At 61.4% G+C, this 22,142-nt stretch carries 17 protein-coding genes, 1 pseudogene and 1 riboswitch; of the genes and pseudogenes, 7 read left to right on the forward strand and 11 right to left on the reverse strand.

Annotated features, from left to right (window positions below):
• Positions 1–3 precede the first annotated feature (3 nt).
• The 3 genes and pseudogenes from ACSSVQ_RS06805 to puuE form a co-directional block, all read left to right on the forward strand.
• On the forward strand, positions 4–1,281 hold the full coding sequence (locus ACSSVQ_RS06805) for an allantoate amidohydrolase (protein ID WP_454181731.1): 1,278 nt from the start codon (positions 4–6) through the stop codon (positions 1,279–1,281).
• Positions 1,281–2,540: a pyridoxal-phosphate-dependent aminotransferase family protein gene (locus tag ACSSVQ_RS06810; RefSeq protein ID WP_454181733.1), complete on the forward strand. Its 1,260-nt coding sequence runs from the start codon at positions 1,281–1,283 to the stop codon at positions 2,538–2,540. Before ACSSVQ_RS06805 ends, ACSSVQ_RS06810 begins: the two co-directional genes overlap by 1 nt.
• A pseudogene (puuE, locus tag ACSSVQ_RS06815) lies at positions 2,537–3,433 on the forward strand (allantoinase PuuE); the annotation flags it as partial. The gene ACSSVQ_RS06810 and the pseudogene puuE, both read left to right, overlap by 4 nt.
• Before the next feature lie 23 nt (positions 3,434–3,456).
• Here puuE and ACSSVQ_RS06820 read toward each other — a convergent pair.
• Positions 3,457–5,049: a gamma-glutamyltransferase family protein gene (locus ACSSVQ_RS06820; RefSeq protein WP_454181735.1), complete on the reverse strand. Its 1,593-nt coding sequence runs from the start codon at positions 5,047–5,049 to the stop codon at positions 3,457–3,459.
• 339 nt (positions 5,050–5,388) lie between these two features.
• Between ACSSVQ_RS06820 and ACSSVQ_RS06825 the strand changes: the two genes are divergently transcribed.
• From ACSSVQ_RS06825 to ACSSVQ_RS06835, 3 genes are all read left to right on the forward strand, one after another.
• Positions 5,389–6,330: an isopenicillin N synthase family dioxygenase gene (locus ACSSVQ_RS06825; protein WP_454181737.1), complete on the forward strand. Its 942-nt coding sequence runs from the start codon at positions 5,389–5,391 to the stop codon at positions 6,328–6,330.
• A 66-nt stretch (positions 6,331–6,396) separates the two neighbouring features.
• On the forward strand, positions 6,397–7,248 hold the full coding sequence (locus ACSSVQ_RS06830) for an ABC transporter ATP-binding protein (RefSeq protein WP_454181739.1): 852 nt from the start codon (positions 6,397–6,399) through the stop codon (positions 7,246–7,248).
• Between the two features lie 8 nt (positions 7,249–7,256).
• Entirely contained in the window at positions 7,257–8,117 is an 861-nt protein-coding gene (locus ACSSVQ_RS06835; protein ID WP_454184658.1) for an ABC transporter permease, read from the forward strand.
• 435 nt (positions 8,118–8,552) lie between these two features.
• Here the strand turns inward: ACSSVQ_RS06835 and ACSSVQ_RS06840 are convergent, their stop codons facing one another.
• The 7 genes from ACSSVQ_RS06840 to ACSSVQ_RS06870 form a co-directional block, all read right to left on the reverse strand.
• A complete protein-coding gene (locus ACSSVQ_RS06840; protein WP_454181741.1) occupies positions 8,553–8,972 on the reverse strand; it encodes a DUF1636 domain-containing protein in 420 nt (139 codons plus the stop codon).
• Positions 8,973–8,982: 10 nt separating this feature from the next.
• The gene (locus ACSSVQ_RS06845; RefSeq protein ID WP_454181742.1) at positions 8,983–9,783 is read right to left on the reverse strand and encodes an ABC transporter ATP-binding protein; all 801 of its coding nucleotides are present in this window, start codon (positions 9,781–9,783) and stop codon (positions 8,983–8,985) included.
• Complete coding sequence (locus tag ACSSVQ_RS06850; protein WP_454181744.1) at positions 9,780–10,814, reverse strand: FecCD family ABC transporter permease; 1,035 nt, start codon at positions 10,812–10,814, stop codon at positions 9,780–9,782. The genes ACSSVQ_RS06845 and ACSSVQ_RS06850 overlap by 4 nt, the downstream gene beginning before the upstream one ends.
• Entirely contained in the window at positions 10,801–11,676 is an 876-nt protein-coding gene (locus ACSSVQ_RS06855) for an ABC transporter substrate-binding protein (protein WP_454181746.1), read from the reverse strand. Before ACSSVQ_RS06855 ends, ACSSVQ_RS06850 begins: the two co-directional genes overlap by 14 nt.
• Positions 11,669–12,247 (reverse strand): DUF7676 family protein, encoded by a 579-nt coding sequence (locus ACSSVQ_RS06860; RefSeq protein WP_454181748.1) that lies wholly within the window; start codon positions 12,245–12,247, stop codon positions 11,669–11,671. Before ACSSVQ_RS06860 ends, ACSSVQ_RS06855 begins: the two co-directional genes overlap by 8 nt.
• A gap of 60 nt (positions 12,248–12,307) precedes the next feature.
• Positions 12,308–14,218 carry a TonB-dependent receptor plug domain-containing protein gene (locus tag ACSSVQ_RS06865; RefSeq protein WP_454181750.1) on the reverse strand — a complete coding sequence of 637 codons (1,911 nt, stop codon included), beginning with the start codon at positions 14,216–14,218 and terminating at the stop codon, positions 12,308–12,310.
• A 165-nt stretch (positions 14,219–14,383) separates the two neighbouring features.
• A riboswitch (cobalamin riboswitch) is annotated at positions 14,384–14,580 on the reverse strand.
• A gap of 43 nt (positions 14,581–14,623) precedes the next feature.
• Entirely contained in the window at positions 14,624–15,556 is a 933-nt protein-coding gene (locus ACSSVQ_RS06870; protein ID WP_454181752.1) for a FecCD family ABC transporter permease, read from the reverse strand.
• Between ACSSVQ_RS06870 and ACSSVQ_RS06875 the strand changes: the two genes are divergently transcribed.
• A complete protein-coding gene (locus ACSSVQ_RS06875) occupies positions 15,459–16,616 on the forward strand; it encodes an ABC transporter substrate-binding protein (protein WP_454181754.1) in 1,158 nt (385 codons plus the stop codon). The genes ACSSVQ_RS06870 and ACSSVQ_RS06875 overlap by 98 nt on opposite strands.
• Here the strand turns inward: ACSSVQ_RS06875 and cobO are convergent.
• From cobO to cobW, 3 genes are read right to left on the reverse strand one after another with little or no spacing between them, the layout of a single operon-like run.
• A complete protein-coding gene (gene cobO, locus ACSSVQ_RS06880) occupies positions 16,613–17,233 on the reverse strand; it encodes a cob(I)yrinic acid a,c-diamide adenosyltransferase (protein ID WP_454181756.1) in 621 nt (206 codons plus the stop codon). The genes ACSSVQ_RS06875 and cobO overlap by 4 nt on opposite strands.
• A complete protein-coding gene (cobN, locus tag ACSSVQ_RS06885; protein WP_454181758.1) occupies positions 17,233–20,997 on the reverse strand; it encodes a cobaltochelatase subunit CobN in 3,765 nt (1,254 codons plus the stop codon). Before cobN ends, cobO begins: the two co-directional genes overlap by 1 nt.
• Complete coding sequence (gene cobW / locus ACSSVQ_RS06890) at positions 20,997–22,052, reverse strand: cobalamin biosynthesis protein CobW (RefSeq protein WP_454181760.1); 1,056 nt, start codon at positions 22,050–22,052, stop codon at positions 20,997–20,999. Before cobW ends, cobN begins: the two co-directional genes overlap by 1 nt.
• Between the last annotated feature and the right edge of the window lie 90 nt (positions 22,053–22,142).

A 22,142-nucleotide genomic window follows, 5' to 3' on the forward strand; every position in this document is an offset into this window, starting at 1 on the left:
AGCATGGAAACGGCCCTCTCCAACATAGAAGTCTTGTCCCCCGGTGCCCGCGCTGTTGCCCGCTGCGACATCTTCGGCAAGCCGCCCTATAGCGAAACCCCGGCGATGCTGACGCGACGCTTTCTGACGCCTGCCCATACCGCCGCCATAGCGAGCCTTCAGCGGTGGATGCGAAAAGCCGACATGTCCGTGACGCTCGATCCGCTCGGCAACCTCATAGGGCGGTATGAAGGCAGCACAGCAGACGCACCCGCTCTCGTGATCGGCTCTCATATCGACACGGTGCGCGATGCGGGCCGCTATGACGGCGCGCTCGGCGTCATGCTCGGCCTTTCCTGTATCGAACAGCTCGCCGCCGCGAAGCGTCGTCTTCCCTTCGCCATCGAACTGGTCGCATTCGGCGACGAGGAAGGATCGCGCTTTCCTTCCGCCATGATCGGCAGTCGCGCCATGGCCGGCCTCATTTCCGACTATGCGTCCATCGCTGCACTGGAAGACGAAGACGGCGTGATGCTTGCCGACGCCCTGGAGCGTTTCGGCCTCGATCCCGCAAGCATGTCCGGAACGGCCCGCGCGCCCGAGAGCGTCCTTGCCTATCTCGAAGCTCATATCGAGCAGGGCCCGCAACTCGAAGCGGAAGACCTCGCTCTTGGCGTCGTCACCGGCATCGCGGCACAGCTTCGCTTCCGCGTCAGCTTCACCGGCACCGCGGGTCATGCCGGCACCACGCCGATGGGCCTGCGGCAGGACGCGCTGGCCTGCGCGGCGGAAGCCATTCTAGCGATCGAGGAAATGGCACGGCAGCAGGCCGTCCATGGCGCGGTCGCCACGGTGGGCTCTATCGATGCAAAACCCGGCGCAGCGAATGTCATTGCCGGTGAGACAGGCATGTCGCTCGACATTCGCGCACTCGACGGAACACTGCGCGACGAGATGGCACGACACATGATGTCGTGCATCGCCGATATCGCGGCCCGGCGAAATGTCGGTGTCGAATTCGAGCAATTGCAGGATTTGCCGCCGAGTCCCTGCGACCCGGCGCTTTCCGGTTTGCTCGAAGAGGCACTTGGCGAGATGGGGCTTCCTCCGTTTCGCCTGGCAAGCGGTGCCGGACACGACGCCGCCGCGCTCGCGGCGATTGCGCCCATGGCCATGCTTTTTATCCGGTGCGCGGGCGGCATCAGTCACAATCCGGCCGAAGCCGTCGATCCGGCGGATGCCGATCTGGCCGTCGAGGCCATGCTCCGATTTATCGACCGCCTTGAAGCGAGTACTGCATAATGCCCGATCCCCTTTTCGACGAACTGGACCCTCCCCCGCGCCTTTTGATGGGGCCGGGGCCCGTCAATGCGCATCCGCGCGTGTTGCGCGCCATGTCGGCGCCACTTCTCGGCCAGTTCGATCCCGAGTTCACGACCTATATGAACGAAACCATGGCGCTTTATCGCCGGGTCTTCGAAACGGAAAATCGATGGACCTTTCTCATCGACGGCACGTCGCGGGCGGGTATCGAGGCCGCGCTGGTCTCCGTCCTCGAACCGGGTGATCGCGTCGTGGTGCCGGATTTCGGGCGCTTCGGCCTGCTGCTCACCGAGATCGCGCAACGTTGCGGTGCGGAAGTGACACCGGTTCCCGCCGAATGGGGCCACACCGTGCCGCTCGACGCCATCGAGGAAGCGGCCGCCAGGGTCAAACCGCGTCTCGTCGCCTGCGTGCATGGCGACACCTCGACCACCATCGCCCAGCCTCTCGAGGGCATAGGCGACATCTGCCGCAGATATGATGCGCTCCTTTATGTCGATGCGACGGCGACACTCGGGGGCATGCCGCTGCCGGTGGACCGGCTCGGCATCGATATCGCCACGGCGGGCCTGCAGAAATGTCTGGGGGGACCGTCGGGGAGTTCGCCCATCACCATTTCCGATCGCGCGGCGGAGCGCATCTTTTCCCGTCGTCACATCGAAAAAGGAATCGCGCCCGACGGCGCCGCCGCGGCAAACGGTGTGCGGATCGCCTCCAACTATTTCGACCTTGCCATGATCATGGATTACTGGTCGGAAAAGCGGCTCAACCATCACACAGAGGCAACCTCCATGCTGTATGCGGCACGCGAATGTGCGCGCATCGTGCTGCAGGAAGGTCTTGCCGCCCGCCAGGCCCGTCACGCACTTGCCAGCCGCGCCATGGTCGCAGGACTGGAGGCAATGGGCCTCACTCTCTTTGGCGACCCGAACCACAGGATGAGCAATGTGACCGGCATCGCGATCCCCGACGGGATCGATGGCGAAACGGTGCGCGCGCGCATGCGACAGGATTTCGAGATCGAGATCGGCAGCTCCTTCGGCCCCTTGCAGGGACGCATCTGGCGCATCGGCGCCATGGGGTACAACTGCCGCAAGCACAATGTGCTCATCACGCTCGGCGCGCTGGAAGCTGTGCTGCGCGGCACCGGCTTTCCCGTGACCTCCGGCGCCGCCGTCGACGCGGCGCGCGCCGTCTACCAAGCAAGCGAACGAACTGCCGGAGAGACCACGTCATGACTGCCTATCCCCGTGACCTTGTCGGCTATGGCGCAACGCCTCCGGATGCCAAATGGCCCGGCGGGGCGCGCATCGCGCTCCAGTTCGTCCTCAACTACGAGGAAGGTGCGGAAAACTGCATTCTTCACGGCGACGATTCATCGGAATCCTTCCTGTCGGAAATGATCGGTACGCCACCGATCTTCAACATGCGGCACATGTCCATTGAGAGCCTTTACGAATACGGCTCCCGCGCCGGTTTCTGGCGGCTGCACCGCCTTTTCACCGAGCGGAAACTGCCGCTCACCGTCTATGGGGTCGCCATGGCGATGGAGCGCAATCCCGGCGCGGTCGAGGCGATGCTGAGAGCCGATTGGGAGATCGCCTCGCATGGCTATCGCTGGATCAACTACCAGTTCGTGCCCGAGGACATCGAGCGCGAGCACATCGCACGGGCGGTCGACATTCACACGCGCGTCACCGGGTCGCGCCCGCTCGGCTGGTATCAGGGCCGCACAAGCCCCAATACGGCGCGGCTCGTCGTAGAGGAAGGCGGCTTCGTCTATGACGCCGATTCCTATGCCGACGACCTTCCCTATTACGACACCGCGCATGGCAAGCCGCAGCTCATCGTGCCCTATACGCTGGACACCAACGATATGCGCTTCGTCGCGCCGCAAGGCTTCAACTCGGGCGATCAGTTCTTCGCCTATCTGAAGGACAATTTCGACATGCTCTATGCCGAAGGCGAGACGCAGCCGAAAATGATGTCGGTGGGGCTGCATGCCCGCGTCGCCGGCAAGCCCGCGCGCGCGGCGGCGGTTGCGCGCTTCCTCGACTATGTGACGGGGCATGACAAGGTGTGGGTGGCGCGCCGTATCGACATTGCGCGACACTGGCTCGAAACCCATCCCTATGGCACCTGACGCCAGCGCTCTCAAAGCCCCATGGCATCGCCATCGGAGCGCGGATCGGACGCGGCTTCAAAACGCCCATCCGGCGAGAGCGTCACCATGCCCGCATGGCCCATCATGTCGTTCATCGGTGCAACCAGTTCGACGTCATGTCCCGCCGCCTTCAGCGCATCGACCAGGGCGGGGTCGAAATCGCTTTCGAGCTTGAGGGTAATGGATTGCGCGCCCCATGTGCGGCCCAGCAGCCAGCGCGGGGCGGCAATCGCCTCCCCGGGATCGCGGCCGAACAGCACATGCCGCGTGAAGATCGCCGCCTGTGTTTGCGGTTGCCCCTCACCACCCATGGTGCCGTAGACCATCTGCCGTCCGTCATCGAGCCTCGCCATGGCGGGGTTCAACGTATGGAAGGGCTTTTTGCCCGGCACCAGCGCATTGAGCCGTTTTTCATCCAGCGCGAAGCCGATGCCCCGGTTCTGGAAAAGGACGCCGGTCGACGGCGATACGATACCGGCGCCAAACTCCCAATAGATCGACTGGATGTAACTTGCCATGCGCCCTTCCGCATCGATCACGCCCATCCAGATCGTATCGCCGGGCTCTGCGACATGCGGCCAGGGCGCGGCCCGGTGGCAGTCCACGTCGTTAGCCATACCGTCGAGTTCGTCGCCGGCAATCAGCGACGCGGGATCGCATGTCATGAAAGCCGGGTCGCAGACCTGCGCATCGCGCATGCGGAAGGCCTGTTTCGTCGCTTCGACGAGCCCGTGAATATGCGCGAAGCTTTCGCCGTCGCGCACGTTCAGCCGGTCGAATATGCCGAGGATGGCAAGCGAGGCGATACCTTGCGTGGGCGGCGGCATGTTGAAGACCGTGCCGCAGGAAAGCCTCGTCGAGAGCGGCTCCACATATCTCGCGGCATAACCGGCCAGATCGCCCGCCCGGAGCGGCGACCCCGCCTCTTCCAGATCCTGCGCCAGCACGGCGCCGATCTCTCCCTCATAGAAGTCGCGCAGGCCCGCTTTGCCGAGGCATTCGAGCGTATCGGCCAGTGCCGGCTGGCGCAGCCTCGTACCGCGCGACGGCACCTTGCCGTCTGCGAGGAAGGTTTGCGCAAAGCCGGGTACGTCCTTCAATTCGTCGAATTTCTCCGCCGTCAGCCGCTCCTGGCTTTCGCTGACCGCCACGCCGTCGCGCGCGAAGAAAGCAGCGGGCTCGAGCAATCGCGACAGGGGAAGTTTGCCGCCCCAGCCCTGCGCCATGCGATGTGCCTTTTCCCAGCCGGATATGGCGCCGGGTACCGTCAGCGCGGCAAGGCCGCCACGCGGGGGAATGGCTTCCGTCGCGCCCCGGTCGCGATAGAAGTCGATGCTTGCCGCCGCCGCCGCGGGGCCGCAGGCCTCGATCCCGACGGGCGCCGCACCGGGCGCGGCGAGTAGCCAGAAACCGTCGCCCCCCAGATGGTTCATATGCGGGTAGACAGCGGCAATCGCCGCGGCGGCGGCAAGCATCGCTTCGGCGGCATTGCCGCCTTCCGCCAGCACATCACGGGCCGCAGCGGCGGCGAGATGGTGAGGGGCTACCGCCATACCGCGATAGCTCATCCGGGTTGCAGGCATTCTCGATATCCTGTGATCGCTTGAGGATGACGGCTTCCCTCCGATAGAGAGCAGCGCATAAATTCAACATGCATATTTTTTATGCATCATATTGCCGGAGAGCTGTTCAACAGCCCTGCAGGAAAGAACGATTTTCACCCGCTTCACTTCTCTCTTTCTGTTTTATGCAACAAAAACATAGGCCTCTGATCCGCGAGGTGGGTTCGGCATATGAATTGCAGAATTCCTGTCTTGTATACAATTTTATGCAGCCTTGCATACCCCCCGGCGAAGCGCGGCAGGATCGATTGTCCATGACGGCCGCACCTCGCTCTCGCACGCTTCTGGAAGACATCGCCGATGCCTCGCAATCCGCCCGACCCCGCTCCGGTCATTCCCGTCATCGACCTTGCCGGCAGTTTTTCTCTGTCGCTCGATGAGCGCATGAAAGTCGCGCGCGAAGTCAACATTGCCTGTCGCGACATCGGGTTCTTCTATGTCCGCAATCACGGCGTGCCCGACGACGCGATCCGGGCAGCACGAGGGGTTGCGCGTCAGTTTTTCGACCGGCCGGACGAGCGGAAGATGCAGCTCGTCGGCGGCCATGGCTTTGGCTACGACCCGCCCGGCAAACAGGCACTCGAACCCGGTACGCCGCCGGACCTGAAAGACAGTTTCCTCATGGTGGCGCCGCCGCAGAAACGGGCGGACGATGTGCCATGGCCCGACGAGTTGCCGGCCTTCCGCTGGAAACTCGAGGCCTATCAGGCGCATCTGCAGACACTCGGACAACATCTCATGCGCTGCATCGCGCTGTCTCTCGACCTCCCGGAGGATTATTTCGACGAGGCGTGCGAAGCGCCCAATTGCGCCATCCGCGTGCTGCATTATCCGCCGCGTCCGCCGGGAGCCCTTTCAAACCAGATCGGCGCGGGCGCACACACGGATTGGGGCGCGATCACCATGCTGCATCAGGACGAGATCGGCGGCCTTGAAGTTCTGAACGCCGATGGCGAATGGATCGAGGCGACACCGATTGAGGGCACCTTCGTCATCAATCTCGGGGACCTGATCCGCCGCTGGACGAACGACCGCTACCGCTCGACGACGCACAGGATCGTCCACAACGCAGCCGACCGGCCCCGCTTTTCCATGGCGGCGTTTTTCAGCCCGCGAGACGACTATCCGGTGCGCTGCCTGCCGAGCTGCCGCGAAGAAGGAGAAGCGCCCCACTATCCGGCCTGTTCCGTCGACGAGCACTTCCAGGAAATGATGCGCCGAAGCTACGAGATCACAGTTTAGTGCGATGCAAGTAATGCGTAGGAAGAACGGTTTTTGCGTCGCTTCGCCAATGCGGAGCCAGAGAATATGAACACCATCGAAGCGACGCCCCCGGAGAGCGCTTCCGACACCGGATCGCCGGCGGGGATGCCTCCCCGTTCGCTCATCTCCATAAAATCCGTCAGCAAGGTCTATCCGAACGGCACGGAGGCGGTGCGGAAAGTCAGCCTGGAGGTCCCGGGCCGGCCGCAATTCATCAGCCTTCTGGGCCCGTCCGGTTGCGGCAAGAGCACGCTGCTGCGCATGATTTCCGGCCTCGAAAGGCATACGGGCGGCGGGATCGACTGGCCGACCACCCCCTATGACTCCAAGGGCCGCCCGCTTGCGGAAATCGGTTTTGTCTTTCAGGAACCGACGCTCATGCCCTGGGCGAGCGTGTTCGACAATGTTTATCTTCCGCTGCGCCTCAAGAAACACAAGAAGGCGGTCGTCCGCGATCAGGTCATGGATGCGTTGCGCATGGTCGGGCTGGAAAAATTCGCCGACAGCTATCCGCGAGAGCTTTCGGGCGGCATGAAGATGCGCGTCTCCATCGCACGCGCACTGGCAACTCGGCCGAAGGTCCTGCTCATGGATGAGCCCTTTGCCGCGCTCGACGAGATCACGCGCCTTAAGCTCAACAACGACCTGCTGTCCCTATGGGAGAAGCAACGCCTGACGGTGATCTTCGTCACGCACAGCGTTTTCGAATCCGCCTACCTCTCGGATCGCATCGTCGTCATGGCGGCACGGCCGGGCCGCGTCATCGCCGATATCGGCATCGACGCGCCTTACCCGCGGACCGAGGCTTACAGGACCTCATCCGCCTACAATGAGTACTGCAAAGAAGTATCCGGGCTGCTGAAGCAGGCCATGGCCGGCGTTGAGGACGAACACTGATGGACGCAATGGAACAGCTCTCGACACCAGAGCCCGAGGACGATGCAGAGACACCGGAAGCGGCAAACGGGGATCGGATACGAGCCGTCGTCCACAATGTCGCGTTCCAGATGGCCCCCGTCATTTTCGGTTGTCTTCTCCTTGCCGCCTGGGAGATTCTGGTCCGGATCAATCACGTTCCGCCCTATATCCTGCCCGGACCCCTGCTGATCGCGGAAACGCTCTACAAGGATTTCGGCACCCTTTTCCCCAGCCTTCTCATCACATTCAGGATCACGGTCGTGGCCTTTGCCATGGCTGCGATCGGCGGTCTCCTGCTGGGGATGCTGTTTGCGAGTTCGCGCTGGATTGAGCGCAGCCTATTTCCCTATGCGGTGGTTCTTCAGGTGACGCCCATCGTGGCGATCGCGCCACTCATCATTATCTGGGCAAAAGATACACAGCTTGCCTTGCTCATCTGCGCCTGGCTCGTCGCCTTCTTCCCCGTGGTGTCGAATACCGCCGTCGGCCTCAACAGCACGGACCGCAACCTCACCCAGCTCTTCCACCTTTACGGTGCCAGCAAGTTCCAAACCATGTGGATGCTCAAGCTGCCCGCCGCCATGCCCTATTATCTGGCCGGGCTGCGTATCGCAGGCGGGCTCGCCCTGATCGGTGCCGTCGTTGCCGAATTCGTCGCCGGCACGGGCGGCACGCAATCGGGTCTCGCCTATCGCATTCTGGAAGCCGGCTACCGCCTGCAGATTCCGCGCATGTTCGCCGCCCTGGTTCTCATCTCGCTTACCGGCGTTCTCATCTTTGCTGCGCTGTCGCTTCTCTCACGCCTCATCCTCCGCAAGTGGCATGAGAGCGCGGCTGGCGGGCACTGACGATCTTAAGTCGATAGTACTCTCTTCAACAGACCCGCTAGGGCCGTCCATTTGAATGATCGGGCACATCGTAACTGTCGCGGTCACCCGGCGATGGCCAGATCAGCAAGCGAGTGCAGAAGGCACTAAATGAAGCGCGCCGCCCAACGGAAATTCATCCGACCGAACACCGCCATGCAGGGCTAGTTTCCGGATTTTCCCGAATGTGTAGGAAAGTGGTGCTAGGGGCGGCTCTCTTTCTACGCACAACCGGTTGGATTCATTTGTCTTTTGGAGCCCGAGTGCACTAGCACCATGTCTGACACCAACTTTTTTCATGCGCTTTGGCGGTCTCGGGTGTTCGCGTAGGTTCTGTTTTGTGCGGCCATGGCCTTGCATGCGGTTTGACGTTCTCCTTGGAGCCATCCGGTTTGCCCTCTATTGAAGAAATGTCTGCTAGCCCGCCTCCAGAACATAGCCCTCGGGCGGCATGCGGGTGATGAAGTGGCCTTTCACGCCTTCCGGCCATTCGCGGAAGGGCACGATGCCTTCCTCGCTTTCCCGATAGGCCTTGAAAAATGCAAGCACCGCCTCCGCGGATTCACGGTCGGGCGTAAAATTGCCGAGGACGTAACCGACCTTGCCCGGCGCTCTCAGATGCACGGTGCAGAAGCGGGAACAGGCAAAGAGACAGGGCATGCGTTGCAACGAGACATGAGCACCCGAAGGGTCGTCTTGCCTCGCCAGCGCCTCCAGCTCGCGGAACAGCAATTCACCGCCTCGCTCGCCTTTCTCATTCTCGCGATTGTCCGCGTCGCGCCGACAGGTGCTGCACACGACGATAGACGCCCCTCTTTCCACGCTTTGCATCGGCATTGCTAACTCCTCATACCGGATTGGTGTCGCCATCCCGTTCCAGGCAGCGCCAGGGGAGCACGTAGTCCTCACCCGCATTGCGCCCGTGCAGCCCTTCGATGGCATAGGCTGCTTCCAGGTTCGGTTCGCTTAGAACCTCTTTCGGTTCTCCGTCCGCGACGAGCCTGCCTTCGCTGAGCAGAAGGAGCCGTTCGCAGAAACGCGCGGCAAGCGGCAAGTCGTGCAGCACGACAATGACAAGCCGCCCTTCCGCAGCGATGTCGCGCAAGAGATTCATCACCTTGATCTGGTGAAACGGGTCGAGCGAGGCGATCGGCTCATCGACCAAAAGCACCGGGCTTTCCACGGCAAGCGCGCGCGCGAGCATAACCCTCGCCCGTTCGCCGCCGGACAGCGTGCTCACGTCCCGATCCAGAAACGGTTCAATATCCGCCTTGTCGATCGCACGCTGGACGGCGGCTGCATCGGCGCCGGCCAGAGAGGATAGCGGCCCAAGATGGGGAATGCGCCCGAGCGCCACGACCTGAAAGACATCCAGCGCCCAGTGCACCACATGCCCCTGGGGCATATAGGCGATACGACGCGCCAGTGTCCTGCGATGGATGTCACCGACAGGCTCGCCATCGAGCCGGATCTGTCCTTCGCCTGCAGGCTGCAACCCGGCGATCAACCGCGCCAGCGTCGATTTGCCTGCGCCATTGGGCCCGATGAGACCGATCAATCGCCCTTCACCGACGGTAAAACCGATATCGCTCAGGATCCTGCTTCCACCGATTGAGAAGCCGACATTTTCTACCGCAATCTCCGTCATCGCATCGATCCTCCGACCTTGAAAAGCAGATAGAAAAAGAAGGGTGCCCCGATCAGCGAGGTCACCACGCCCAGATGAAGTTCAGGCCCGCTATTTGCCAGCAGCCGGACACCGATATCGGCGGCCATGAGCAGGCAGGCACCGGCCAGCGCGCTTGGCAGAAGAAGGCGGCTCGGCATGTGGCCCGTCACCGGACGCAGAAGATGGGGCACGACCAACCCGACGAACCCGATGGTGCCGGCGACGGCGACACCCGCCCCCACCGCGGCGCTCGTCCCGACAATGGCCAGGATGCGCAGGCGGCGCAGGTCCACACCCAGACTTTGTGCCCCTTCCTCGCCAAGGCTCAATGCATCGAGCGCGCGGCCGGACGACATGAGCACAACGGACCCAAGCAGGATGAACGGCAGCGCGAGGTTGACCTCGTAGAAGCTGCGATCCTTCACCGAGCCCATGAGCCAGAAGAGAATCTCCGACACCGCCCAGGGATTGGGAGAGAGGTTCATCGCGAGCGACGACAATGAGATTGCAAAGCCGCTGATCGCAACACCCAGCAGGATCAGAGTCAGCACGCTGCCCGAGCGCGCCGCGACGATATAAAGAATGATTGTGGCGATGGCCGCTCCCGCCATCGCGCTTGCCGGCAGGGCGAGCGGCCAGACCATGCTCCAACCGAAATAGAGCGCGATCACCGCGCCGAGCCCCGCGCTGGAGCTGATACCGATAATACCCGGTTCGGCGAGCGGGTTACGCAACAAACCTTGCAGCACGGCACCGGAAAGCCCCAGCGCGCCACCGATCGCGAGACTTAAGAGCGTACGCGGCAAGCGGAGTTCCCAGACAATCGTCTGCAACTTCTCACTCGCCGTGCCCATCAAGGCTGCGAGCGTATCGCCCAGCGACAGCGGTACGTAGCCGATGCCGACCGAAATCAGAAACAGCGCAAGCAGCAAGGCGCCAAGCGCGGCGTTCAACTGCCAGTTCGCGCGGCGGTTGCCGGCAAGGCGCGCGCTAAGACTATCTGCGGTCATGGCTTACCTCCACATGGCCTGTTCCGATTTCATGGTGTGTGCGGGCGAGAAGCTCCACTGCATTCACAAGGAGCGGGCTCGAGCAGGGCCATAACTTGCCGGGCACCTGAACCAGTTTTCCTTTCTGCACCAGTTCCCAAAAGACAGGGTTGTGGCGAAACAGTCTCCGTACGGATTGGTAAGGCGCATCGAAAAAGCTGGTGACGAAAACATCGGGCGGTGTCATGACGGCCTGTTCCAGAGGAAGCGTTCCCCAGCCTTTCTTGCCCAGTTCACGTTGCAGGTTCCGAAAGCCCGCAGCGCGGATGGCATCGTCCACGAAGGTGCCCGCCCCCGCTCCGCCGCCATCGGAACGAAAGTAAAGCGCAAAGGGCTTTTCCTCGCCCTCCGTTTCCCGGGACACCGCCGCCATTCGTTGCCGGATTTGCCGCACCAGGCGGCGCCCCTCGGCTTCGCGGTCGAGCTTCCTCGACAGGTCGATCACCGTCTCCTCGACATCACCGACGGACTCGCCGACCGGCAACTCGAAATAGTCGATCCCGAACTTTCGCAGGATCCGCTTCAGTTGCGTGTCGCCATAGGCGTTCAGGACGACCAGATCGACATCGGAGAGGATCAGTTCCTCGACCGATCCGCGGTTCTGAGGAAAAGATGCCGCATGCTTCGAAAAATAGGAGAGAGGCGACAGGGACTGATGACTCAGCGACGCGACCTGCTTCGGATCCGCGAGCATCATCAGATACTGATCGCCGCAAAGCGAAACGGACGCGACCTTCGGCGGACCTGCCGCACAGGCTGCGCCCGATCCCCAGCAAAACAGGGCGAGCCAGAGAGCCGGCCATATGGCGGCCCGTTCAGCCACCCCCGAACCCCTTGCCCTTGCGGTCGAGCCCGTCCGGCTCGCACCCCGTATAGGCAGGCAGAAACTTCGCCCACATGGCAAGGCGGGACCAATCCGGCTTATCGGCGACCCGGTCTTCGTCCGAGATGAAGGGATTGGGGAAGAAGAGCGTAATCTGCGGCGTCGCGTCGCCATTGAACATGCGGAAGCCCCAAGTCACCGGGTGCCCTTCCTTATCGAGCCCGCGATAAAACTCGGCCCGGCTCGGACGGCGCTGCACGATGAGCTCGGGCTGGTTGGGCGACTGCGCCGAGCCGTAATTGGTGCCGAGACACAGATGAAAATGTCCGCCCCGTCCCCAGTGAATTGTCATATAGCCGCCGCCCATGGAGATACGCTCGGGCTTGCCCGGACATTTCAGCTCATAGGCAGCTCCGGGGATAAGCGGACCGAATGTCAGCTCGTGGTAGTGGTTCTCAAAGGCATCACGTAGCAGCTTCTCCAGAAACGCCTCTTCGATGGGGAGCGACCATATGTGCTCGACGACGCGGCCTTCCTCGTTCTTCTTCTCCGCTCTCGGGGTGGGTTGCATGTTGCTCTCTCCTTCCGGGAAAAAATACGAGCGGGCGCAAACACGCCCGCCCGCTCTGACTCAAAACCGGTATTTCAGACCAGCATAGAAAGCGCGGTCGGACGTGCCGTAACCGTATTCAGTCTGGTATTGGTCATTGAGGAGGTTTTCGATACGCGCCGTGATATCGAGATTGTCGAACAAGCGATATCGCGCCGCGAGCTTGACGACAAAGGGGTCGTCAAGACGCACGGTATTACCGCTATCGCGAGTATCCACCGTGTGGAGTACGTTGAGATTTACGTTTGCGCGACCGCCAAGCAATACGTAGTTCGCGTTGAAATTGATGTCATGACGGGGTGCGTTGTCGTAGCGCTTACCCGTAGCGTCCTGCACCACATTCCAGGTGTATGCGAGGTTCAGCCGCAGATCGTTCGTCACCATCCAGTCGGCACTCGCTTCCACACCGCGCGAGCGCGACTCTCCGGCGATATTGAAATAGTTGGGAGCCGGCGTACCGAAGGTACCGCTATACTTGATGGCGTTTTCGGTATCGATGTTGAAGTAGGTAACGGAAACCAGCACATCCCCGTTCAGGAAAAGCTGGTCGATACCCGCGTCCCAGCTCTTGCTTTCCTCCGGCTTGAGATCCGGATTGCCGAAATTCGGGTCGCCACAGCACTTGCCATAGAGCTCGAAGAGGCTCGGTGCGCGGAAGCCTGTCGAATAGCTGCTCCGGATTGTCGTCCCGGTGCTCGTGAAGCGATAAGCCGCCGTAGCGCGATATGTGTCGTAGACGCCGAATGCCTCGTGATCGTCCAGACGGGCACCTGCCGAGAGATAGAGATTCTCGACAGGGCTGAACTGGTACATGCCGAACCAGGAATTCGTCCAGACATCGGCGCCTGCCGGGCTGGAATCGGACTCGTAGCTCTCTTCATTCCGCTCGGCACCAACAATGACAATATTGTCCGGATTGAAGGTGAGCGTTCCCTGAACGTCATAGGTCACACGGTCGCCGATGTAATAGTAGGATTGCGTGCCGTTATCGAAACCGTCCCGCTTCGAATAGCTGTAGGCGACACCCGCCTCGCCCACGAAAAAGCGATCCTGCGTCGCAAAGGTGACGCCGCCTCGGCCGGAATACTGAAGGAAATCATCGCCCCGGTCCGGATCGTCTCCGTAGGAACCGCTAGAGGCGTCATAGTTCAACGTCCCCTGCGCGTAGCGGAAATTTCCCTTGATGCCAATACGGTCCGTCAGCTGATAGTCCAGCCGGCCCAGCGACGAGATATTGTCGTAATCCTCGCCCTCGCTATTGCCGGGGAGGTTTTCATCCGCAGCAGAAAACCCGCCCGTATCCAGATACTGCGCGCTGACATTTATGCCGCCGCGATCATCGTCGAAACCGCCCTGCGTACTACCGCCCACAAGGTAGGTATCGTAACTTCCGACCTCACCAAATACGCTGCTCTTGAAGTCGCCGCGCCCGCGGGCTGTCACGATATTGACGACACCGGCGACGGCCTCTCCGCCATAAAGCACGCTCTGCGATCCGCGAAGCACCTCGATCCGGTCGATCCCTGCGGTCCCTAGCTGGGAAAAATCGAACGCCGTCTGCGAACGACTCGGGTCGGACACTTCGACGCCATCGATCAGAACCGAAGTATATTGCCCCGGCAGTCCGCGCATGCGCACGTTAGAATCGGTGCCCTTCGCACCAAACTGCGAGACGGAAATGCCCGGCGTCGTCGTCAACACGTCCAACACCTGGCGCGTCTGCTGCTCTTCCATTTCCTCTTTGGTTACGACGGAAATGGAGGAGCCGGTCTTTTCGATCTGAGTGGGTATCTTGGTGGATGTGACGACAATCCCGTCCGTATTCTGATCAGAATCGTCCGAATTTTCCTGTGCATGTGCCGGCATCGCCAATGCGATACAGGCAAGCGCTGTCGCGCCGAGCAGCGCCCGGCGGAAAACAGTCTGGTGCATAATCTCACCCCGTTAGGCAGGCCTAAGCCCCCGATTGACAAACGGGTGAGCACAAAGTTCTCAATGTCTGATACGGCATAGCCCGCCGCGGAATCCCCTGCACTCAACCCAGTTTACGGTTGTCGCCACTACGGGTTTCCGCTCCTTCGGCTAGTCCCGGCCAAAGGGGGGGCGACGCAGGTAGCAGGTCTCCTGACTTTCGGATCATCGCCCTTGCCGTGCCTTCCCAAAGCGTTTCGCTTCAGTGGCTTCTTACGGTGGGCTCCCCGATCACAGTTGCGGGTACAGTCCCGGATTTGCCGACTAGCGGCTCACCGGATTCCCTTTTATCCCTTGCGGGCACTACCTGACCGGCACATTACATATGAGACATATGCCCGGCAACAATCTTTTGGCCAAATCCCCTCAGAACATTCGTCTCTGCCGGATCAGGAGATAAATGAAGAAGGGAATGCCGAAAAACGCCGTGACGACACCCAAACGCAACTCGCTCGGGGTCGGCAGTAGACGGACGAAACCGTCCGACAGCGTAAGCAGCAATGCACCCGCAACCGCCGAGGGAAGCAGTAGACGGGAGGGCCGGTGTCCAACCATCGGTCTGAGAAGATGGGGAACGACAAGGCCCAAAAAGCCGATCGCACCACTCACCGCAACGGCCGCGCCAACTCCGATCGATACCCCAAGAACAATCCACCCCTGAAGCCTACGCATGTTGATGCCCATGCTTTCGGCCGCCTCTTCACCCAGAGCAAGCGCATCGAGCGCATTGCGTTGGCTGTAGAAAATCGCCCAGGCAACCATCATCAAAGGCAGCGAAAGCCAGACATGCATCTTGCTCCGATCTTCAAGCGAGCCCAAAAGCCAGAACGCTATTTCCGACATGGCGAATGGATTGGATGACAGATTGAGCGCGAGCGAGATGCAAGCGCCCGCCAGCGAACCAACGGCGAGGCCGGCGAGAATGAGCGCCACTGCGGAAACATGGCGGCGCATCATGCCGAAAACGCAGGACAAGGCGAGAAACGACATGCCGATGGCGAGCCCGGGGAGAAGCAAGGGATATTTGTTCGCATATCCGAAGTAGAGCGCGATCACCGCACCGAATGCCGCCGCGTTCGACGAACCAAGCACGGAGCTGTCTGCCAACGGATTTCGCAAATAGCCTTGAAGAACCGCGCCGGCCATGGCCAGCGTCGCGCCGACCCCCATGGCAAGCAACAATCTGGGCAGGCGGATTTCCATGACGATTGCGCGATGGATCTCTGTCCCCTGCCCTGTGAGGGCAAGAAACACCTGTTCCGGCGATATCGATACGGGCCCGACCAACAGCGCACCCAACCCGACAACAAGAAGTAATGACAGCAGAACCGGCCAGAAGGACAGCCACTTGATGTTTCGACGCTCACTTACGAATTGTGCAATAGACACAACAGACCTCGTCCAGATCGGCCCAGCTCTTCGACAGAGCATCCCGTCACTTCAAGTGTCCCGGGATTGTGATAAAAACACCGGCATTCCGGTGCTGGTGAAAGAAAGAGACGCCCAGTTGCGCTTAGCCCGTATTACACTTCATTTCCTGCTCCTTGCCTGCCTCGCTGTCGCGACGCAACGCCCTGCCCATGCGGAGACATTCCACCGGATCGTGTCGCTCAATGTCTGTGCCGACCAGTATTTGCTAGCCCTCGCCGACCCGTCCCAAATCGCAGCGCTGACGATTTTTGCGCAAGACAGGAGCATATCCTTCCTCGCCGACAAGGCCGGCGCCTTCATGACCGTTCCCAGCGCGGCGGAAGCCATCATCAAACTCGATCCCGACCTCATCATCGGCAGCCGTTTTCGCGATACCGACACGAAAGCCATGTTGCGCCGGCTCGGCTACAAGGTTGTCGAGATCAAACGAGCGAACAGCGCGCCGGAGATGATCGAGCAAACGCGCCGAGTAGGAAAACTCCTCGGCAAGCCGGAACGGGCACGCGAGCTGATCGGAGAGATCGAAAAGGCAGCATCGGCCCCGCCTCTTCGCGGCGATGCACCGAGTGCGCTTGTTTATCAGAGAAGAGGTTATGTCTCCGGCTCCAAAAGCATTATTTCCCATGTGATGCGATATGCGGGCCTGCGCAATGAAGCGGAAAAGCTCGGCCGGTCCTCCATCTCGCGCATCTCGCTCGAAGAACTGGCCGTCGCACGACCCGACTTCCTCATTCTCGATACGGAGGCGCTCGGCAAAGGCGATATCGGCTCCGAGGTTCTTCATCATCCCGTTCTCGATCGGCTGTTCAGGAAAGAGCAGGTCATTCGCATGCCCTCTTCATTGACGGTATGCGGCGGACCGTCCTTTCCCGCAGCCGTCGATTTTCTGCGACATGCCGTCTCCCGGATCAGGACGAAGGGCGGCTAGAATTCGATCCCGGCCTGCGCCTTTATCCCTGCGCGGAAGGGATGCTTGATTTCTTTCATCTCCGTCACGAGATCGGCAAGCTCCATCAGCTCCTCCTTCGCATTCCTGCCTGTGATGATGACATGCGTGTCGGCCGGTTTGTTCCGGAGTGTTTCCAGAACTTCTTCCATCGGCAGATAGCCGTACCGCAGAACGATGTTGAGTTCGTCGCACAGCACCATGCGATAGGCAGGGTCCTCGATCATGGATTTCGCCTGATCCCAGGCGCGCCGCGCAGCAGCAATGTCCGCTTCCCTGTCCTGCGTGTCCCATGTGAACCCCTCACCCAGCACGTGAACTTCCACAAGATCCGGGAAGGCCTCGAAGACTTTCATCTCGCCCGTTTCCCACGCACCTTTCACGAACTGGACGATGCCGGTTTTCATGCCGTTCCCGATAGCCCGGCAGACCATGCCCATCGCGGCGGTGGACTTGCCCTTTCCCTTGCCGGTGTGAACGGCGACGAGACCTTTCTCGACCGTCTTTCCCGCCACGATGCGGTCATGGGCGGCCTTCTTCTTCTTCATCTTCTCGTTATGTCGAGCCGTGCGTTCTTCTTCCGTCAAAACCTTGCTCATCAAACGCTCCTTTGGGTGGAAAGGGTGTCGAGTGTGGCGGCAACCGAGTTGCGCAGCGGACGCCACAATTCGCGACGAATGGCTTCGTCGAACCGGTCGGCTATTTCCCGCATCGCGTCCGGATTGTTCTCCTGCAGGAATCCCCGCACTGCTTCGTCGCCCAGATAGGCGTCGAAGACGAGATCGAAGTGATGGTCTGCGACTGCGCTTGTGGAGGCGGCGAAGGCGAAGAGATAGTCCACCGTCGCTGCCATTTCATAGGCGCCCTTGTAGCCATGGCGCATCGCGGCCGCGATCCATTTGGGGTTTGCGGCGCGGGCGCGGACGACACGGCCGATCTCATCGGCGAGCGTCCGGACCTTCGGCGTTTCCGGACGCGAGTGATCGTTGTGATAGAGCACGGGCTCGGCCCCCTTCAGCTCCGTCACGGCAGCGGCCATGCCGCCCTCGAACTGATAGTAATCGTCGGAGTCGAGAAGATCGTGCTCGCGATTGTCCTGGTTCTGCACAATCGCATCGACACCGCCCAGACGCTTTTCGAAGTTGCGACGGTCATTCACACCGTTCGCGCCCTCGCCATAAGCGTAAGAGCCCCAAGTGAGATAAGCCTCGGCGATGTCGGCCTTGCTGCCCCAGACCCCTTCATCCATCAGCACCTGAAGTCCCGCGCCATAGGCACCGGGCTTCGAGCCGAAAACCCGGAAGCCCGCTTCCTTTTCCGCATCGGCGCGGTCCGCGCCCGACGCCACATTCTCATTCACCTCGCGGGCATAGCGCGCGGCCAGCGGATTGTCGGCCTCGTCTTCGTCGAGCTGCATGACGGCGCGGAACGCCGAGGAGAGAAGGTCCGTCTGGGCGGGAAAGGCGTCCCGGAAAAAACCGGAGATACGAAACGTCACATCGACGCGCGGGCGCCCGAGCTTGGCGACCGGCAGAATCTCGAAGTCCGTCACGCGGCCCGACGACAAATCCCATTGCGGGCGCACACCGATCAATGCCAAAGCCTGGGCGATGTCGTCGCCGCCGGTGCGCATGTTCGAGGTGCCCCACGCCGAAATCGCCATTGCTTCCGGCCACCGCCCATGACGCTGGCGATAGTCTTCCACAAGAAGCTGCGCCGAGCGCCAACCCAGCGTCCAGGCCGTCTGTGTCGGCACGGCGCGGCTGTCCACCGAGTAAAAGTTCCGACCGGTCGGCAGGACTTCGGGCCGCCCCCTCGTCGGCGCGCCGGACGGTCCCGGCATGACGAAACGCCCATCGAGACCAATTATCACCGCGTCGAGTTCCGCTTCGCCGCAGGCAGCCAGATCAGGCGCAATCGTCGTTTCGATGCCGCGCAGTACCTGCGCCGTGGCCGGCCATTCCGCGGGGCAGACCTCCTCGCCCGAGACAAGCTCTGCCGCGAGCGCTTCCAGCCGTTCGAGTGTGTCACCATTGCTGCGCCAGACGCCCTCGCCCCGCGACCGCAGGAGATTGGGCGTCGGACCTTCATAAGGATCGCCGAGGTTGCAATCGAGCGGGTCGAAAGGACCGAGGTCGAGATCGGTCGCGAGCGCTCGGAGCAACGATGCGTTTTCACCTTGCCCCGCCTCGCGCGGCGTGCGCGTGAGCGCGACCAGGGTATCCGTTTTCAACCTGCCAACGGGCGAGCGACCGAAGACGTGCAGCCCATCGCGGATCTGCATTTCCTTCAACTCGCAAAGATAATTGTCGAGTTTGGAAAGGGCGTCGTCCTCCGCTGTGCCGTCATCGAAACCGCAATCCCGATCAAGGCCGGCCGAGCGGGCGAGGTCCAGGATCTCCTTGCGCAACAGATCCATGCGCCGCGGATCGACGTTGGCGGCTTCGTAATACTCGTCTACCAGCGCTTCGAGATTGCGCAAGGGGCCGTATATCTCCGCCCGCGTCAGCGGCGGCGTCATGTGGTCGATGATGACGGCCTGAGCGCGACGCTTTGCCTGCGTCCCCTCGCCAGGATCGTTGACGATGAACGGATAGAGATGCGGCAAGGGGCCGAACACGGCATCCGGAAAACATGTTTCCGACAAGGCGATAGACTTGCCGGGCAACCATTCCATCGTGCCGTGCTTGCCCATATGGATGACGGCGTGAGCGTCGAACACTTCTCGTAACCAGCAATAAAATGCAAAATAGCTATGGGGCGGTACGAGGGCCGGGTCGTGATAGGTGCTCTTGGGATCAATATTATATCCGCGCGCGGGCTGGATACCGACCACGACATTGCCGTACTCAATGGCAGGTAAACGGAATTCCTTCCGGTCCTCCCGCCCCGAAACAAACGGATCGTCCTCCGGCATCCCCCAGCGGGCGATAACCTCCTCACGAAGTTTGCCGGGCAGGGTTTTGAAGAAATGCCGATAGGTTCGGAGATCGAGCCCTACGCCACCCTTGCGGCTCTCCCGGTCGGTTAACGCATTCGTCGGGCCCGCGATCAAAGCCTTCATCAGCGCGTTGCCGTCGTCCGGCAAGGCATCGATCACATAGCCTTGCGCTTTCATGTGGCGCAGCATGACGAGTGTGCTTTGCGGCGTGTCGAGGCCAACACCATTGCCGATGCGTCCATCCCGATTGGGGTAATTGGCGAGAACGACCGCGACCTTCTTTTCGGCGGCAGACGTTGCCGCGAGGCGCGTCCATCCTTCAGCCAGCGCCGCGACAAAGGTCACGCGATCTTCGATGCAGCTGTAACCCACCACCGGGCATTGCGCCGTCGGGTCGAATTCCATCTCGGCCTTGAAGCCGATGGCGCGGGTGATGATCCGCCCGTCCACCTCGGGCAAGGAGACATTCATGGCGATGTCGCGCGCGGAAAGCCCGCTCAGTCCTTCACGCCATTTGGTTTCGTTCTGCGAGGACAGGATCACCTGCAGCACAGGACAATTCGCCTTCTCCAGCACCGACGCGCGGCGTTGCCGCCCCGGCACGGAAACGGCGAAGCTCGTCAGGTTAAGCGCGATCGAGGGCTTCATCTCGCCCATAAGCTCTTCGAGCAGGGTTTCGCAGAAGGGGTCCTTCAGGCTCTGCACGAAAACCGGGAGCGGATTCAGGCCATGCCCACGCAGCGCCTCGACAAGCGTATCTACCGGCTGCGTCGCGCCCGACTGCACCAGCGACCGATAAAAGGTGACGAGCGCTACAGGCGCCTCTTCCTTCCAGTGCGCCCGGATATCGTTCATTGAAGGCCGGTCGAGACCCGGCCAGTACAGTCCGGCATTGAGCAGCGGTACCGGCTCCTGCCAGTCGTTTTCCCCGGACAGGTCGATCTGCGAGCGCAGGTAGCGCAGAAAATTCGCAGCATTCGCGACACCGCCATAAGCCAGATAGGACCAGAGCCGCATATAGCTCTCGCCCTTCACGCTCGACCAGGCGGCCAGTTCGCTGTCCGGCTGGTCGTCCCCCGGCACCACGGCAAGCGGAATGCCGCGCTCTGCACAGACACGTCGGATTTCCGACAGGCCATAAGGCCAGTACCGCGACCCGCCGAGAAGCCGTATGCAGACGAAACGCGCAGTCTCGATCACGTTTTCGACATAGAGATCGACGGAAAGATTATGCTGAAGCTGCAGGAAATTGGCGAGGCGTAGTTCCGGAAAACCCGCTCCCAACGTCTTGCGCGCAGCGACCAGCGACGCGAGGTCGGAATCCGCCGCCGACAGAACGACGATATCGCCAGCCGTCTGCCCGAGATCCACAGCCTCAGAGCCATCCGAAATGTCGCCGGGCTGGACCGCGAGCAGATGCATCAGCCAATCGCCTCCCGCAACGCGTCGCGAGTCTCGGCTTTGTCTATGCCCTTCTCGCCGATCACGACGAAACGGGAGCGCCGAGCCTCACCGTCCTGCCAGTCCCGGTCGAAATAATGCTGGATGCGAGGGCCAACAGCCTGCACGGCAAGCCGCATCCCGCTTCCCTCAACGGCGGCAAATCCCTTGAGCCGCAATATGTCATGCGTTTCCAGCACGGGCCGGAGCGCGTTCGCCAAAGACCCGGCATCGGCGATCTCGCCCGCCTCTACGACGAAACTCTCGAAATCGTCATGGTCGTGATCGCCTTCGGCGTCATGATGGGACGGGCGCGCATCGAGGTCTTCCTCCACCGCGAAGGAGAGCCCCAGCAGAACATCCGTGCTCACGGCAGCATTTTCGGAACGCAGGAACTTCACACTCGAGCGCACTTCTTCCCGCAGGCCGTCTTCCAGTTGGTCCAGCTTTTCCGGTGCCACAAGATCGGCCTTGTTCATGATGACCATGTCGGCGCAGAGAAGCTGATCCTCAAAAAGTTCTTCGAGCGGGCTTTCATGATCGAGCATCTCGTCGGCCTGGCGCTGCCGGTCCACGGCAGCTTCGTCGCTCGCGAAACGCCCCTCGGCGAGCGCGGCAGAATCGACCAGCGTGATAACGCCGCCGACCGTCACGCGCGTGCGGATTTCCGGCCAGTTGAAGGCCTTCACCAGAGGCTTCGGCAGAGCGAGGCCGGAGGTCTCGATCACGATATGGTCGGGCAGCGGTCGCCGTTCCAAAAGCCTCTGCATGGTGGGCAGGAAATCGTCTGCGACGGTGCAGCAGATGCAGCCATTGGCCAGCTCCACCACATCGTCTTCGCCGCAGGTCTCCTCCCCGCAGCCCTTGAGCAGATCGCCATCCACCCCGACATCGCCGAACTCGTTGATGATGAGCGCAATACGCCGTCCGCCCGCATTTTGCAGCAAGTGACGGATCAACGTCGTCTTGCCCGAGCCGAGAAAGCCTGTGACGACAGTTGCCGGTATCTTGCCGAGAGGTTCGCCTGTTTCGCTCATTCCATGCCTCGCGTGATGCATCGGACAGGAATGGCGGGGATTTCCAAAGCGGACACCGCTCCATGGAGCAGGCAACAGAAACCCGTGCGC

Source organism: Parvibaculum sp. MBR-TMA-1.3b-4.2 (assembly GCF_053628815.1).